Origin of the sequence: Kitasatospora sp. NPDC058184 (genome assembly GCF_042883725.1) — a bacterium.
GTDB lineage: Bacteria > Actinomycetota > Actinomycetes > Streptomycetales > Streptomycetaceae > Kitasatospora.
The window spans coordinates 57,281-70,333 of record NZ_JBHVVE010000017.1 but is presented as its reverse complement, the minus strand read 5'-3'; the positions used below and the strand labels follow the sequence as shown (position 1 = coordinate 70,333).

Below are 13,053 nucleotides of genomic sequence, written 5' to 3'. Positions count from 1 at the left end.
GTGGATCTTGTCCCACTAACCCGTTCGCGGTCGAGTCCGTCGGCCTTGTGGTGCTGTCAGGGAGCACTCGAAGGAGCATCGGCCTAGCGTGGTGGCGACAGTGCCCGGGGGCCGCCGCCACCCGAGGCGGGGCGAGGACGTTCACGAAGGAGCGGATTCCGATTGGCCGAGTACGGCTACTTCCTGTCGTGTGAGGAGTTCACCCCCGCGGAGCTGATCGATCAGGCCCGCCGCGCGCAGCAGGCCGGGTTCACCCGGTTGGCGGTCTCCGATCACTTCCATCCGTGGAATGACGCGCAGGGCAACAGCGCGTTCGTGTGGTCGGTGATCGGGGCGCTGTCGCAGGCCGTCTCGCTGCCGGTCACGACGCTGGTGACCTGTCCGATGGTGCGGCTGCATCCGGCGGTGACCGCGCAGGCCGCCGCCACCTCCAGCGTTCTGCTGGATGGGCGCTTCGCTCTCGGTGTCGGGACGGGGGAGGCGTTGAACGAGCACGTTCACGGCGATGCGTGGCCGTCGTTCGAGGTGCGGGCCGAGATGCTGGAGGAGGCCGTCGAGGTGATGCGCAAGTTGTTCACCGGTGAACCGGTCAGCCACCGCGGCCGGCACTACACCGTCGACAACGCCCGCCTCTACACCGCCCCAGACCAGCCGCTGCCGGTCTACGTCTCGGCGTTCGGGCCGAAGGCCGCCGAGCTGGCAGGCCGGATCGGGGACGGGTTCGTCACCATGACCCCGGACGCCGACCTCGTGGGCGCGTTCCGCGAGGCCGGGGGCCAGGGCAAGAAGGTGGTGGGCGGCGTGAAGGTGTGCTGGAGCAGCAACCGGGAAACGGCCGTGGACGTGGTGCACCGGCTGTGGCCGACCGAGCTGCTGCCCGGCGAGCTCGCCCAGCTCCTGCCCACCCCGGCGCACTTCGAACAGGCAAGTCAGCTCGTCACCCGCGACATGGTTGCCGACGCGGTCACCTGCGGCGACGACGTGGAGCAGCACGTGGAGACAGCGCGCGCATATGAGCGCGCCGGGTTCGACGAGGTCTACGTCGGACAGATCGGCCCCGATCAGGAGGTCTTCTTCGACGCCTACCGTGAGCTGGTCCTGCCCGCCCTGAACCGCTGACCCGGGCTGTCCGACCTATGGCCGCTGAAGCCGCGTCCGCACACGGGAGAGGCCCCGCTACAGGGTCCGGCCCCGGCAGGTGGCCCCTTCGGGCGCAGACGCCTTCGAGAGGCAGAGGTGGTTGCGGCGGCACGGCAGGGTACTTCGCGGCGCCGGGGCGCTCGGCGCCGGCCGGATGCCCCGGGTTCTGGCACCTGACCGGCGTGCGAAGGCGTGCACTGTGAGAGCGGTCTGGCACCGGTTGCGCTTTGTGTGCGGGCGGGCGTGGGGGCGCGGGTTGGAGATCGAGCTGATGCAGCGTTCGCTGGCCTTCGCCGCGCTGTTCTTCGTGACCCTGGTGCCGTTGCTCATGGTCATCGCGGCGGCTTCCCCTGCCCGCGGCAACGGGATCGCCCAGTGGATCACCGACGGCCTGGGGCTGTCGCCGCGCGGTGGCCAGGCCGTCGAGACGCTGTTCAGTTCACGCGGGCAGGTCCTCAGCACGACCACCGGGTTCAGCCTCGCCGCGCTGGCCTTCTTCGGCGTCTCGCTGACGGGTGCGATGCAGGGCGCCTACGAGCGGATCTGGGGCCTGCCGCGAGGACCGTGGCACCGGGTGGGGCGCCAGGTCGTCGCGCTGGCCGGGCTGACCGGCTATCTCGTCCTCGCGGCCTGGAGCGGCGTGCCGTGGCAGCACACCGCCGTCCAACCGACCCTGCGGATCCTCGCCACGGTGCTGGGCGGTCTGCTGCTGTTCTGGTGGCTTCCGCGCTTCCTGCTCGGGGCCCGTGCCCCGCGGCGAGGGCTGGTGCCCGGGGCGGTGGCCACGATGGTCGCCCTGGCCGGCCTCCGGCTGTTCTCCCGGCTGGTCTTCGCCCCGCTGCTGGTCTCCAACGCCGTTTCCTACGGCACGGTCGGCGCAGTCCTGGTGGTCCAGTCCTGGCTGATCGGGGTGGGCTTCACCGTGTACGGCGGAAGCCTCGTGGGGTGGGCGCTGTCCGGCGGCGACCGGTCAGCCGCGGGTGACGGTGGTGAGGGGGGCCGCGGCATACCGGAAACCGGTGAGGGGCCGGCTGGCGGGGCGCCAGGCGGAACACCACCCGGCGAAGCGGACGACTGATCCGGTGCGGCACGGGACCAAGGCCGCGTGAGATGCGCGCGGCACCGGTAGCCGGGGCCGTCCAGCAGCAGTGGCACCCGGAACGTGATGCCCGCAGGCGGGCGAGGTCGGGTCTAGAGAGCGGGGCGGCGGGCCGCCACGAGGTCGGATCCGGGGGCCTGCACAACGTGCAGTCCTGCGGCTTCGAGTTCCTCGGTGAGCCGCTCGGGCGGGGCAGGCCACATGTCGAACGCCTCCCGGGCCTCGCGCAGGAGCTCCTGCTCGCGTTCGACGCGGTAGGTGAAGACCACACGCAGGACGCCGCGGTGGGGCCGGCGGGTGACGTCGGCGCTGTACAGGTCAGGGCCCACCCGCACCGGACCGATCCGTCCCACCGCCTCGCATCCGCCGGGCAGGTCGGCGGGCGGCGGATCGAACAGGAGTAGGCCGCCCGGTAGGAGGGCCGCGGAGATCGCCCTCCAGGTGGCCCGCCTGGTCGGGGGATCCAGACAGGCGATCACGTTGGAGGCGACGGCCAGGTCCGCCACGGCCGTCAGGCCTGCTGCCGCGAGGGGCTCGGGGTGCACGGTGACGCGAGCGCGTTGGTCCGCCCCGAGGCGGGCCAGGCGCGACAGCAGGGCGGCGCGCATGGCCGGGGCCGGTTCGACGGCGTGGACGGGCACGCCGGAAGCGTGCAGCAGGACCTCGGTGACGATGCCGGTGCCCGCTCCGACGTCCAGGACCGCTCGGCGGGCTCGCTCGGCCGCCTCGGTGAAGCGCCGCTCGGCCAGACGGCGGTCGGTCTCGGCCTGCAGGAGATCGTAGAACTCCGCGGAGACCGCGTACCCGCCGTCGGGGGAGTCGTCCACGGCCGCGCGCTCAGCCGCGTACGGGCTGGAAGTGCGTCGGGTCCGCGAGGGCGCTGGAATCAAGGCGGGCAAGGAGTTCGCCGACATCGGTGTGGACCTCAAGGGCTCCCGCCGAGCGCAGGGCCCGCTCGCCGAAACCGCCGGAGAGCACCGCCGCGCAGGTGACCTGGGCCCCGGCGGCGGCTTGGACGTCCCATGAGGTGTCACCGACGAACAGCGCCTCGCCCGGCCTGGCGCCGGACGTGACCAGAGCAGTGTGGACGCGGGCCATCGCCGGTGTGCGGCCGAACCGGGCGAGCGCCTCGGTCCAGGCGACGGTGTGCCAGTAGCTGGTGTCGAGAAGTGTGCCGTCGACATCGAACAGCGCTGCGGCCGGCATCGAAGCCTCCCTCACTCACGCCCCCGGCATGTCCACCCTGTCGACGCTACGGCCCGACGACCAGCCACGCACGCGGCGCGGCGCCGGGCCGTTTGCCCCGCTGTTTCCCGGAAACCCGAAGCAGTATGGAAACTGCCTGCCGGACCATCGTCATCACCGGGGCCAGCGGTGGCATCGGCCGCGCGACCGCCGAGGCGTTCGCCGCCCGCGGAGACCGGCTCGCGCTGATCGCCCGCGGCCGGGCCGGCCTCGAAGCGGCGGTGCGCGAGGCCGAGCGGGCCGGCGCTGCCAAGGTCATCGCCATCGAGGCCGACGTCGCCGACGCACACGCGGTGGAGGCCGCCGCCGAACGGGCCGAGGAAGAACTCGGGCCGGTCGACGTGTGGGTCAACGACGCGTTCGCCTCCGTCTTCGCCCCGTTCACCGAGGTCTCCCCGGAGGAGTTCCGGCGCGTCACCGAGGTCACGTACCTCGGCTACGTCTACGCCACCCGGGCCGCCCTGGCCCGGATGCTGCCCCGCGATGCCGGGGTGATCGTGCAGGTCGGCTCGGCGATCGCCTACCGCGGCATTCCGCTGCAGAGCGCCTACAGCGGCGCCAAGCACGCCATCCAGGGCTTCAACGAGGCGCTGCGCTGCGAGCTGCTCGCTTCCGGTACTCGGGTGCGGACCACGATGGTGCAGATGCCGGCCGTCAACACGCCGCAGTTCGACTGGGTCCGGTCCCGCCTGCCCCGTCGGGCGCAGCCGGTTCCGCCGATCTACCAGCCCGAGGTCGCTGCCCGCGCGGTGCTGTTCGCCGCCGACCACCCCGGGCGGAGGGAGTACTGGGTGGGCGGCAGTACGGTGGCGACCCTGGTGGCGAACGCCGTCGTGCCCGGGCTGCTGGACCGCTACCTGGCCCGCACGGGCTTCGACTCCCAGCAGGAGGACCGTCGGCGCCGCGCCACGGACCCGGACAACCTGTTCGAGCCGGTGGATGCCCGGCGGGACTTCGGGGCGCACGGCCGGTTCGACGGCCGGGCCCGGGATCGCAGCCGCCAGCAGCAGGTGGCGCACGCCCTCGGCGGCCTCGGCGACGCGCTGGGGCGCGCGGCTGGACGGGTGCAAGCCGGTTTGCCCGGTGCTGGTAGCGGGTTCCTCTCACGGATGCGGGGAACACGCACCCCGCAGTCATCGGACAGGAGTGTGTGACCATGCCTCGCGGATCGAGTCCCAAACGGGAGCGGCAGTACGAGCACATCAAGGACAGTGCGCTGGAGCGTGGTGAGAGCGAGAAGCGCGCCGAGGAGATCGCCGCCCGCACCGTGAACAAGGAGCGGGCCCGGCACGGGGAGTCGAAGACCGCCAGCCGCAGCTCGCTGAAGGACATGTCCTCCTCCCGTCGCGGTGGGCTGCGGTCGCACAGCGGCGCCCAGGGGCCGACGAAGGAGCAGCTCTACAACGAGGCGAGGCAGCGCAACATCCACGGGCGCTCGAAGATGAACAAGAAGGAACTCGAACACGCCCTGGGCCGATAGGAGCTGGTCACCGTGGGTACTGTTCCCGTGCCGCCCGACCCCGATGTCACCCCGGTTCCGCCGTCGCCCAGCCCGCCGGAGCCGGTGGAGCCACCGGTGCCGCCGGATCCGCCCGCGCCTCCCGGAACGCCCGAACCGCCCCCTGAGCCGCCGGCCCCGCCCGGCCCGGGCGAGCCCGCGGAGCCTGCCCCTCCGGAGCCCGGGCACCCCCGCCCGTCGGAGCCTCCCGACTGACCCGGAGGCCATGACACGGCCGGGCGGTGGACGGCGTGCGCGGAGGCACCGCCTGCGCCGCGGAGTCGCCAGGTGGCCGGCAACCGAACAACGGCCCGGAGGACTACAGGAGGTCAGGTGCTCACCCGGCTGGTGGAGATCGTGGTGTGGGGTGCTGCCCTGACGGGGCTGACGGTGGTGTTCATCAGCTCCGTCTCGCCCGTCGAGCTGCTGGTCGCCGTTCCCGCCGCGTCGGGCGGGGCGGTCGCGGCCCGCAGGATGCGTCTGGCCGCACGCGTCCGAGTCGGAGGAGGGCGTGGCGCGGTGCGTGCGCTCCTCGCGCTGCCGGGCTCGGTCGTGCGCGGTCTGGCCGTGCTGACGGCCGCGATGGCCCCCGGTCACGGAGACGGGAGGGTACGGCGCATCCGGCTGCGCCCCGGAGCGGGAGCCGGGTGGGCCGGCACGCTGCTCGCCGCCTCTCCGGACACCTGCGTGATCGACGTGCCCCGCGACGACGAGGTCGTCGTGCACGCTCTGCGCCCGACCCCGGGACCGGTCGAGGAGGCCGTGGCCCGCACGGACGGCGCGCGGTGAACGCCTGGACAGAGGCGGCCCTGGTCCTGCTGGCGATTCCCGCGCCGACGTGCCTGTGGGTCGCGGCGCGCGGCACCGCGGTGCGCCGACTGCTCGGGGCGTCGATGCTGTCGACCGTGGCCGGCGCGGTGTTCCTGCTGCTCCCGATGGCGTACGACCGGTCCTCCTATCAAGACCTCGCGCTGATGCTGGCCGTCCTGGCCCCCGCTGGCACCCTTGTCTTCGCCCGCTTCGTCGCCGGCCGCCGCCACGACGCCCACCCGTACGGTTCCACGCCCGAGAACTGACGAGACCCCGCCCGGCTGGCCAGACCGGGGGTGGGGGAGGGAGTTCGGATTGACGCCACGCCATGTGATCGTGCTCGTGCTGCTGTGGGCCGGCGTGGGGTGCGTGCTGCTGTCCGCGGCCGCGGTGCTGCGGCTGCGCGGAGCGCTGGCGCGCCTGCACGCCCTGGCCCCGGCCTCGGTGGCCGGTGTGCCGCTGATCGCCGCGGCCGTGGCAGTCGACCAGGGACCGGGCCGGGGGGCGGCCAAGACGCTGTTCATCGGCCTGGTCTTCGCCGTCGGCGGGACGGTCACCACGATCGCCGTCGGCCGTGCCACCCGTGAAGCCGAGGCCGAAGCGGTGAGCAGGCCGTGAACGCATGGCTGATCGGATTCGTCGTCGCCTTCGTCGTCCTCGCCGCCACCACGGCGGTCCTCACCCGTGACCCGGCCCGCCAGGCGGTCGTCCTCTCCGTGCTCGGTCTGGGCCTGGCGATGCTGTTCGCGGTGCTGCAGGCGCCCGACGTGGCGCTCTCCCAGCTCGCCGTGGGCACCGCGCTGACCCCGTTGCTGATCCTGCTGACCGTACGCAAGGTCACCCGCCGACCCACCCGTACCGAGGACCGGGCCAGCGCCGGCGACAACGGGCGGGAACGGAAGTGACGGCCCGCGCCCGGCTGACGATGTTCCTGGCAGCGGCCGCCGTCATCGCCGCGTTCTTCACGGCCGCGTGCACTCACCTCCCGCCGTTCGGCACGGACAGCCATTCCTACGGGGACCGGGCGGTGGCGGCGGCGCTGGACCGGCGCACCGCCAACGTCGTCTCCGCCGTCAACTTCGACATCCGCGCCTTCGACACCCTCGGCGAGGAGTCCATCCTCTTCGGCACCGTGCTCGGGGCGACCCTGCTGCTGCGCCGGGCCCGCGACGAACGCCACCGCCGCGCCGAAGCGGAGCGGGTCATGCCCACGACCCGCCTCTTCGGCGCGCTGCTGCTACCGGTCACCCTGGTCGTGGGCGTCTACATCGTCGCGCACGGCCAGCTCAGCCCCGGCGGCGGCTTCCAGGGCGGCGTCGTCCTCGCCACCGCCCTGCACCTGGCCTACGTGGCCGCCGACTACCGGGCCCTGAAGCAGCTGCGCCCGCTCGCCGCCCTCGACGTCGCGGACTCGCTCGCCGCCGCCTCCTACAGCCTCGTCGGCCTGGCCGGCCTGATCGCAGGCGGCGCGTTCCTTAAGAACGTGCTGCCGCTGGGCACCTTCAACACCGTCACCTCCGGCGGCACCGTCCCGGTCCTCAACGCCGCGGTCGGCGTCGAGGTCGCCTGCGGCCTGATCGCCCTGCTCGCACACTTCCTCGACCAGGCCGTCGAACTCACCGAACCCGACCAGCAGAGAGACGGAGACACCTGATGGGAACGTGGGTCTTCCTGGCCGCCGGATGGGTCCTGCTCATCGCCCTGTACGGCCTGGTCACCAGTCGCAACCTCATCCACGCCATCGGCTGCCTGGCCGTCGCCCAGTCCTCCACCTACCTCCTGCTCCTCGCCGTCGGCTACCGCCGCGGCGCGACCGCCCCCGTCTACTCCGACCTCACCCCCGGAACCCGCCCCGTCGTCGACCCCGTCGTGCAGGCCCTCGCCCTGACCGACGTCGTGGTCGGCGCGACCGTCACCGCGCTGTTGCTCGCCCTCACCATCCAGTTGCGCAAACGGCACCACACTGTCGACCCGCAGGCCCTCACCGGCCTCAAGGGCTGACCGTGACCGAAGCAGCCCTGCTGCCGCTCGCGGTGGCCATTCCCCTGCTCGGCGCCGCGCTGCTCGCCGTCGCCGGCCGCCGACTTCCCCGGACCGGCTGCGACATCCTGGCCACCACCTGCGCCGGTGCCGAGGCAGCGTGCCTCGCCCTACTCTGGGCGCGCACCGACGGGCGCCTCGTCACCGCCGACCTGGGCGGCTGGCCCGCGCGCCTCGGCATCGTGCTCGCCGCCGACCCCATCGGCGCCGGACTCGCGCTGCTCGTCGCCGTCCTGGTCCTCGCGGTCGTCGTCTACGCCTGGCGGTACTTCGACGAACCCACCGGCGAGCACGCCGGCGCCTTCCCCGCCCTGATCCTGCTGTTCGAAGCCGGCATGGCCGGCTTCGCGCTCACCGGCGACCTGTTCAACGCCTTCGTCTTCTTCGAACTCATGGGAGCCGCCGCCTACGCCCTGACCGGCTACCGCATCGAGGACCCCCGCCCGCTCCACGGGGCGCTCACCTTCGGCATCGTCACCTCCTTCGCCGCCTACTGCTCCCTGCTCGGCATCGGTCTCCTCTACGCCCGCACCGGCGAACTCAACCTCGCCCGACTCGGCCGGCAGCTCGCCGGCCACCACACCGACGTGCTGACCGTGGCCGCGTTCGCCCTGATCGCCACCGCCCTGCTGGTCAAGGCCGCCGCCGTGCCGTTCCACTTCTGGCTGCCCGACGCGCACGCGGTGGCGCCCACCCCGGTGTGCATGCTGATGTCCGGCGCCATGGTCGAACTCGGCGTCTACGGCATCGCCCGCGTCTACTGGACCGTCTTCGCCGGCCCGGGCGGCATCCCCCACCAGGCCTTCCACACCACCTTCACCGCGATCGGTGTGCTGACCGCACTCCTCGGCGCCCTCATGTGCTGGCAGCAGCGCCACCTCAAGCGCCTGCTCGCGTTCTCCACCATCAGCCACGTCGGCCTGTTCCTCATCGCCCTCGCCCTGCTCACCCCCGACGGCGCCACCGGCACCGCGGTGTACGTCGCCGCGCACGGCCTGGTGAAGGCCGCGCTGTTCGCCCTCACCGGTGTACTGCTGGACCGGTACGGCTCCGTCGATGAACACGGCCTGCACGGCAAGGCACGCGACCTGCGCACCGTCGGGGTGCTGTTCGTGGCCGGCGCCCTGGCCCTGGCCGGCATGCCGCCGTTCGGTACCGGCCTTGGCAAGGCCCTGAGCGAGGACGCCGCCGGCCACTGGCAGCCGTGGCTGCCCGCCGTGTTCGTCGCGGCCTCCGCCGCCACCGGCGCAGCCGCTCTCCGTGCGGCCCTGCGGATCTTCTTCGGCGCCGGCCCGGCCCCACACAGCCGACCGGACGGGGACGAGATCACCGGCGAGGGCGAGGAACCCGAAATCAGGTCCCCGCAGCGCGCCTTGCCGCGCACCATGACGATCGTCCCGGCCGGTCTGATCGGCCTCGCCGTCCTCGTCGGTTCCCTGCCCGCCATCCCCGCCGCCCTCGCCCGTGGCGCGGCCGTCTTCACCGACCCCGACGGCTACACCGCCGTCGTCCTCACCCACGTCGACACGCCGCCCGGACCCGTGCCGGCCGCGGACTGGACCGTGACCGGGGTGCTGCTGGGCCTGCTGTCCGCAGCCGTCGCTCTCGCCCTGGCCACGGCTGCCCTCCATCGGTCCGCCGCCGACCGGCACGCGGCTGCCCGAGCCGTACGGGCGCTGCGCCGCCTGCATTCCGGACACCTCGGCGACTACCTCGCCTGGCTCGCCCTCGGCGTCGCGGTGCTGTGCGTCGCGATCGCCGCCCAGACCTGAATCCTCCCAGGGCCCTACAGTCGCTCCTCCATCCCGATGGCTGCCTTCAGATCCTCGTAAGCCTGACCGCGCTTGCCTTCATGCTGCTCCAGCATCGCCCGGACGATCGCATCCAGCTTGCGCTGGATGGCATGCTCGGCCCGTCGCTCGGAGTTCTTCAGCATCGCCAGCAGCAACAGCGTCACCGCGCCCATCGCATCGCCCACCAGAAGCTGCCATTCGATCGGCAGCCCGGCCACGTGCACCGCGACGACCGCGCCCACCAGGCACAGACACAGCACCGCGAACAGCGGCGAGCTGGTGAAGTTCGACGCCAGTTCCGCGAACTCCTCGAACCGCCCGCGCCGACCGTTCCCATGCTTACGAGCAGGATGCTGAAACGTCATGCCGACGCCCTCTCCGTCCGGTGCGCAAAGACAGCCGCCTCCACTGTCCACCGACACCGTCCCCGGTGGGCCGCGGGCGCGGCAACACGCCACACGGTGCCCTCCGCAGACAGCGATCGCCATCAGCCCGTCGCCGTCGCCCACGGCGTTGCCTGCGGACAGCCGGAGCGGGGAGGCCTCCGGGCAACGGGCATGCGGGTTGGTGGGTTACCCGCGACTGGCGCGGTGATCCTCAAGGGTGTCGCCGAGCTGGTCGAGCGGGCGACTCCGGCGGCCCCGGCCGATGGATTCCGAGCTCATCGGCCGGGCAGGATCACAAGCGGACAGCTTCCCTCACGTGAGGAGGCCGATCATGTCCCCCGATCACCGTCCGCTGAGGATGTCCGCCGGACCGGCCGCCGCCGCAACCGCCCTGGTGTCGGCCTCTCCGTTCCCCCAGACCCGGCGCCTGCGGCAGATCACCGGCGCAGACGAGGTCTTCACCGTCCGCGACACCGTCCGCGCCCCCTCACCGACGCCGGTGCCCCCTGCAGAATGAGGCCCGCCATGGACACCCCCGAGCGCTACGCGATCACCCTGCCGGGCCCACCAGGCGCGCACCGTCCGCCCGAGATCGTCGTTGTCCACGCCACCAGTGACAGGACGCCCGACGGTATCCCGATCTACGCCGACGACACCGGAACCTTCCGGGTGGAGATCCAAGCCGGTGTGGCCAGGCCCCTGGACGTCGCCACAGGGCCGGGCCAGCACACCTGCTTGCGCGCCACCCCGCTCCCCTGAGCGCAGCATTGCCGGCCAGGTGTGATCGGCATCTCCGGTTCGTAGTCGTACACGTCGTCGTCCGGGAAACAGCCGTAGCGCTTCCGGACCGCGTCCCGACGCTCCGGAAGGAAGCGCCGCAGGGAAATTCAGGCATTGGATCCCCCGGTCAAAGCCCCGGGGCGTAGGGGGCGATCCCGATGATGAGGATGTCGCGGCGCCCTTCGTTCCCGTCGTCGCCGAGGCGGACCGGGCCGACGTAGTGGCTGACGCGTCGGTCGTGGACGCCGTAGCCGTCCAGCGGCTCGGTCAGCACGAAGCGGTCGTGGATCGCTTCCGGGGGCAGCGCGTCGGGTTGTCGGCCGGCGCTCTCCGGGGTGGCGATGACGTTCTCGCCGCCCTTCACGTTCCGGCGGCCGATCAGGTGGGCGAAGGTGAAGGTGGCCGGTGAACCGCCGTCCTGATGCAGGCAGTTCGGTGAGGACACCGCCTCCTGGTCCTGGTCGTGGATGCCGAGCGAGATCAGGTGGATGCCGACGTAGACGGGGACGCGGCGCAGGTCCTCCAGCCACAGGGCACGGTCCAGGTCGGCATGGACGAGGGCGTCGAGCAGCCGGTTGCGGTGCAGGGCTTCCGGGATGTCGGGCAGCCGGCGCCGCACCCGGGGGTACTCGGGGTTGTGCTCGTCCTGCCAGTACTCCGTGACGGTGCCGAACTCCTCGTCGGGGGTGCCCGGGATGTAGGAGAGCTCGCCGGTCCAGGGCAGGTGGACGGCGTGCGAGTAGCGGCGGAAGCGGTGGGTCTCACGGGCGTACGGATCCGGCGGCAGGTCCTGGTAGGAGTCGGCGAGCCGGGTGAAGTCCTCGGCCAGGGCCACGGTGTCGATGCCGAGGTCGGCGGCGTTCAGGCGGGCGTACCCGTCACGGCGCACCCGCCCGCCGCGCTCCGGCGGGCGTCCGTGCTGCTCCGGTCTGTCGTCCATCGGCTTCTCCGGGTGGTCGCGGGCGTCCGTGGAGATGGGGCCGCGTGCCCCTCCGGCTTCCTCCACGCTGGCACACCCGTCGGGGTCGCGCCCCTGGGGTGACCGCTGTGCGGATGACCGGGGCGGGACGGCCTGCGGGCTGGTCATGCAGGTCGCGAGGTCGTCCACGACCGCTGGCAGGCCGCCGGCCCGGTGTGCGGCGCGCTGGCGGTGGGCGCCGCTGCCCCGGGCGGCCAGCCGGTCGACGAAGGCGGCGACCCGCTCCAGGTCCCCCAGCTCCTCCAGCGCGGGGCCGATGTGCTCGACGAGCCTCCGTGCGCGTTCCGGGGCGGGCAGGACGCGTCCGGTCAGCGCATCCGCTCCCGGCCCCGGCCAGCCGTCGCGGGTCGCGTACCAGTACGAGCCGCGCAACAGCTCACCGCGAAGCTGCGGTCCCTTGTCGCCGCGCTCCGCCAGGCGGGCGGAGGTCACCACCAGGCCGCGCACGACGGCCGCCAGGGCCACCGAGTCGGCGGACTCGGCCGGAACGTCCATGCACCGCACTTCCAGCGTCGGCAGGCGCGGGTGCGGCCGGGTGTCCCAGAACGGCAGGTCGGCGAAGGAGCTCCCGCCGACCTCCGCCATCGCGGCGGCGACGCGCCGGTAGTCGTCGAAGGACTCGACCCACGGTGGCGGTCCGAGGGAGGGGAAGCGCAGCCGCAGCACCGAGCGCCAGCTCGCGTACTGGGTGTCCCGTCCGGCGTGGAAGGGCGAGTTGGCGCTCATCTCCACCAGCAGCGGCAGCCACGGGCGCAGATGGTTGCCGACTAGGGCCGCCACCTCGCGGTCGGGCAGGCACACGTGGACGTGCAGGGCGCAGACGGCGAAGTCGTCCATCAGGCTGCGGAACAGTTCCACCCCGTCCAGGTACCGGGGGTGGTGGCCCACCGGCACCACGCCGCCGCCCCCGATCACGGGCGTCGCACTGGGGCACACGGCCAGGCCCTCGGCCTCGGCGCACGCGGCGAGCTCGCGGCGCAACCGGGCCAGCTGGGCGGACAGCTCGCGCATGGTGGCGCACGGCGGTGTCCGCACCTCGACCTGGAGGTCCGTGAACTCACCGGACACCAGGTCCCCCAGCACGCCCGCGGCGCGGGCGGCCAGCCGCGGGCCCGCGGGAACCACGGCCCGGGACACGGGGTCCACGAGGAAGTGCTCCTCCTCCACGCCCACCGTCGGCGTCGGCCCCCGGCCACGGCCCGCAGTGCCTGCCACGGGCTGCCGGGCTCCTCGCGCGCCCGGGGCGCCGCTGCCGTCCACCTGACCAGAGTCCCTTCTCCCGG

17 protein-coding genes are annotated in these 13,053 nt (G+C 73.0%); 13 read left to right on the top strand and 4 right to left on the bottom strand.

What is annotated here, in order from left to right:
• Positions 1-162: 162 nt before the first annotated feature.
• Together ACFVXH_RS28635 and ACFVXH_RS28630 are read left to right on the top strand one after the other, a co-directional pair.
• Positions 163-1,119 carry a TIGR03557 family F420-dependent LLM class oxidoreductase gene (locus ACFVXH_RS28635; protein ID WP_387828525.1) on the top strand — a complete coding sequence of 319 codons (957 nt, stop codon included), beginning with the start codon at positions 163-165 and terminating at the stop codon, positions 1,117-1,119.
• Between the two features lie 292 nt (positions 1,120-1,411).
• The gene (locus tag ACFVXH_RS28630; protein ID WP_387828522.1) at positions 1,412-2,218 is read left to right on the top strand and encodes a ribonuclease BN; all 807 of its coding nucleotides are present in this window, start codon (positions 1,412-1,414) and stop codon (positions 2,216-2,218) included.
• Positions 2,219-2,331: 113 nt separating this feature from the next.
• Here ACFVXH_RS28630 and ACFVXH_RS28625 read toward each other — a convergent pair whose 3' ends face one another.
• Together ACFVXH_RS28625 and ACFVXH_RS28620 are read right to left on the bottom strand one after the other, a co-directional pair.
• Positions 2,332-3,066: a class I SAM-dependent methyltransferase gene (locus ACFVXH_RS28625; protein ID WP_074003018.1), complete on the bottom strand. Its 735-nt coding sequence runs from the start codon at positions 3,064-3,066 to the stop codon at positions 2,332-2,334.
• 10 nt (positions 3,067-3,076) lie between these two features.
• Entirely contained in the window at positions 3,077-3,445 is a 369-nt protein-coding gene (locus tag ACFVXH_RS28620; RefSeq protein WP_074003017.1) for an HAD family hydrolase, read from the bottom strand.
• A gap of 125 nt (positions 3,446-3,570) precedes the next feature.
• Here ACFVXH_RS28620 and ACFVXH_RS28615 point away from each other — a divergent pair, with 125 nt between their 5' ends.
• The 9 genes from ACFVXH_RS28615 to ACFVXH_RS28575 all read left to right on the top strand — a co-directional run bounded on the left by ACFVXH_RS28615 (position 3,571) and on the right by ACFVXH_RS28575 (position 9,604).
• Positions 3,571-4,638 (top strand): SDR family oxidoreductase, encoded by a 1,068-nt coding sequence (locus tag ACFVXH_RS28615; protein ID WP_387828519.1) that lies wholly within the window; start codon positions 3,571-3,573, stop codon positions 4,636-4,638.
• Positions 4,639-4,640: 2 nt separating this feature from the next.
• The gene (locus ACFVXH_RS28610; protein WP_049649641.1) at positions 4,641-4,964 is read left to right on the top strand and encodes a hypothetical protein; all 324 of its coding nucleotides are present in this window, start codon (positions 4,641-4,643) and stop codon (positions 4,962-4,964) included.
• A 351-nt stretch (positions 4,965-5,315) separates the two neighbouring features.
• A complete protein-coding gene (locus tag ACFVXH_RS28605; RefSeq protein WP_387828516.1) occupies positions 5,316-5,771 on the top strand; it encodes a hypothetical protein in 456 nt (151 codons plus the stop codon).
• The gene (locus tag ACFVXH_RS28600; protein ID WP_380741378.1) at positions 5,768-6,058 is read left to right on the top strand and encodes a monovalent cation/H+ antiporter complex subunit F; all 291 of its coding nucleotides are present in this window, start codon (positions 5,768-5,770) and stop codon (positions 6,056-6,058) included. The genes ACFVXH_RS28605 and ACFVXH_RS28600 overlap by 4 nt, the downstream gene beginning before the upstream one ends.
• A 49-nt stretch (positions 6,059-6,107) precedes the next feature.
• On the top strand, positions 6,108-6,410 hold the full coding sequence (locus tag ACFVXH_RS28595) for a monovalent cation/H(+) antiporter subunit G (protein WP_159028339.1): 303 nt from the start codon (positions 6,108-6,110) through the stop codon (positions 6,408-6,410).
• A complete protein-coding gene (locus tag ACFVXH_RS28590) occupies positions 6,407-6,697 on the top strand; it encodes a Na(+)/H(+) antiporter subunit B (RefSeq protein WP_387828512.1) in 291 nt (96 codons plus the stop codon). Before ACFVXH_RS28595 ends, ACFVXH_RS28590 begins: the two co-directional genes overlap by 4 nt.
• Entirely contained in the window at positions 6,694-7,446 is a 753-nt protein-coding gene (locus ACFVXH_RS28585; protein WP_049649645.1) for an MnhB domain-containing protein, read from the top strand. The genes ACFVXH_RS28590 and ACFVXH_RS28585 overlap by 4 nt, the downstream gene beginning before the upstream one ends.
• A complete protein-coding gene (locus tag ACFVXH_RS28580; RefSeq protein WP_049649646.1) occupies positions 7,446-7,793 on the top strand; it encodes a sodium:proton antiporter in 348 nt (115 codons plus the stop codon). Before ACFVXH_RS28585 ends, ACFVXH_RS28580 begins: the two co-directional genes overlap by 1 nt.
• 2 nt (positions 7,794-7,795) lie before the next feature.
• The gene (locus ACFVXH_RS28575) at positions 7,796-9,604 is read left to right on the top strand and encodes a complex I subunit 5 family protein (RefSeq protein WP_387828509.1); all 1,809 of its coding nucleotides are present in this window, start codon (positions 7,796-7,798) and stop codon (positions 9,602-9,604) included.
• 14 nt (positions 9,605-9,618) lie between these two features.
• Here ACFVXH_RS28575 and ACFVXH_RS28570 read toward each other — a convergent pair whose 3' ends face one another.
• Positions 9,619-9,990, bottom strand: coding sequence for a low affinity iron permease family protein (locus ACFVXH_RS28570; protein ID WP_074003011.1), 372 nt, complete (start codon positions 9,988-9,990; stop codon positions 9,619-9,621).
• A gap of 352 nt (positions 9,991-10,342) precedes the next feature.
• Between ACFVXH_RS28570 and ACFVXH_RS28565 the strand changes: the two genes are divergently transcribed.
• Positions 10,343-10,528, top strand: coding sequence for a hypothetical protein (locus tag ACFVXH_RS28565; protein WP_143204561.1), 186 nt, complete (start codon positions 10,343-10,345; stop codon positions 10,526-10,528).
• An 8-nt stretch (positions 10,529-10,536) separates the two neighbouring features.
• Positions 10,537-10,770: a DUF6296 family protein gene (locus ACFVXH_RS28560; RefSeq protein ID WP_074003010.1), complete on the top strand. Its 234-nt coding sequence runs from the start codon at positions 10,537-10,539 to the stop codon at positions 10,768-10,770.
• A gap of 148 nt (positions 10,771-10,918) precedes the next feature.
• On the opposite strand, the gene ACFVXH_RS28555 is transcribed toward ACFVXH_RS28560, so the two are convergent.
• Entirely contained in the window at positions 10,919-12,985 is a 2,067-nt protein-coding gene (locus ACFVXH_RS28555; RefSeq protein WP_387828504.1) for a YbdK family carboxylate-amine ligase, read from the bottom strand.
• Positions 12,986-13,053 lie beyond the last annotated feature (68 nt).

Bases quoted from the DNA above. Each gene is read 5' to 3' on its own strand.
- ACFVXH_RS28570 (WP_074003011.1), bottom strand. From the start codon at position 9,990: ATGACGTTTCAGCATCCTGCTCGTAAGCATGGGAACGGTCGGCGCGGG.
- ACFVXH_RS28630 (WP_387828522.1), top strand. From the start codon at position 1,412: ATGCAGCGTTCGCTGGCCTTCGCCGCGCTGTTCTTCGTGACCCTGGTG.
- ACFVXH_RS28565 (WP_143204561.1), top strand. From the start codon at position 10,343: ATGTCCCCCGATCACCGTCCGCTGAGGATGTCCGCCGGACCGGCCGCC.
- ACFVXH_RS28615 (WP_387828519.1), top strand. From the start codon at position 3,571: ATGGAAACTGCCTGCCGGACCATCGTCATCACCGGGGCCAGCGGTGGC.
- ACFVXH_RS28620 (WP_074003017.1), bottom strand. From the start codon at position 3,445: ATGCCGGCCGCAGCGCTGTTCGATGTCGACGGCACACTTCTCGACACC.
- ACFVXH_RS28580 (WP_049649646.1), top strand. From the start codon at position 7,446: ATGGGAACGTGGGTCTTCCTGGCCGCCGGATGGGTCCTGCTCATCGCC.
- ACFVXH_RS28610 (WP_049649641.1), top strand. From the start codon at position 4,641: ATGCCTCGCGGATCGAGTCCCAAACGGGAGCGGCAGTACGAGCACATC.
- ACFVXH_RS28560 (WP_074003010.1), top strand. From the start codon at position 10,537: ATGGACACCCCCGAGCGCTACGCGATCACCCTGCCGGGCCCACCAGGC.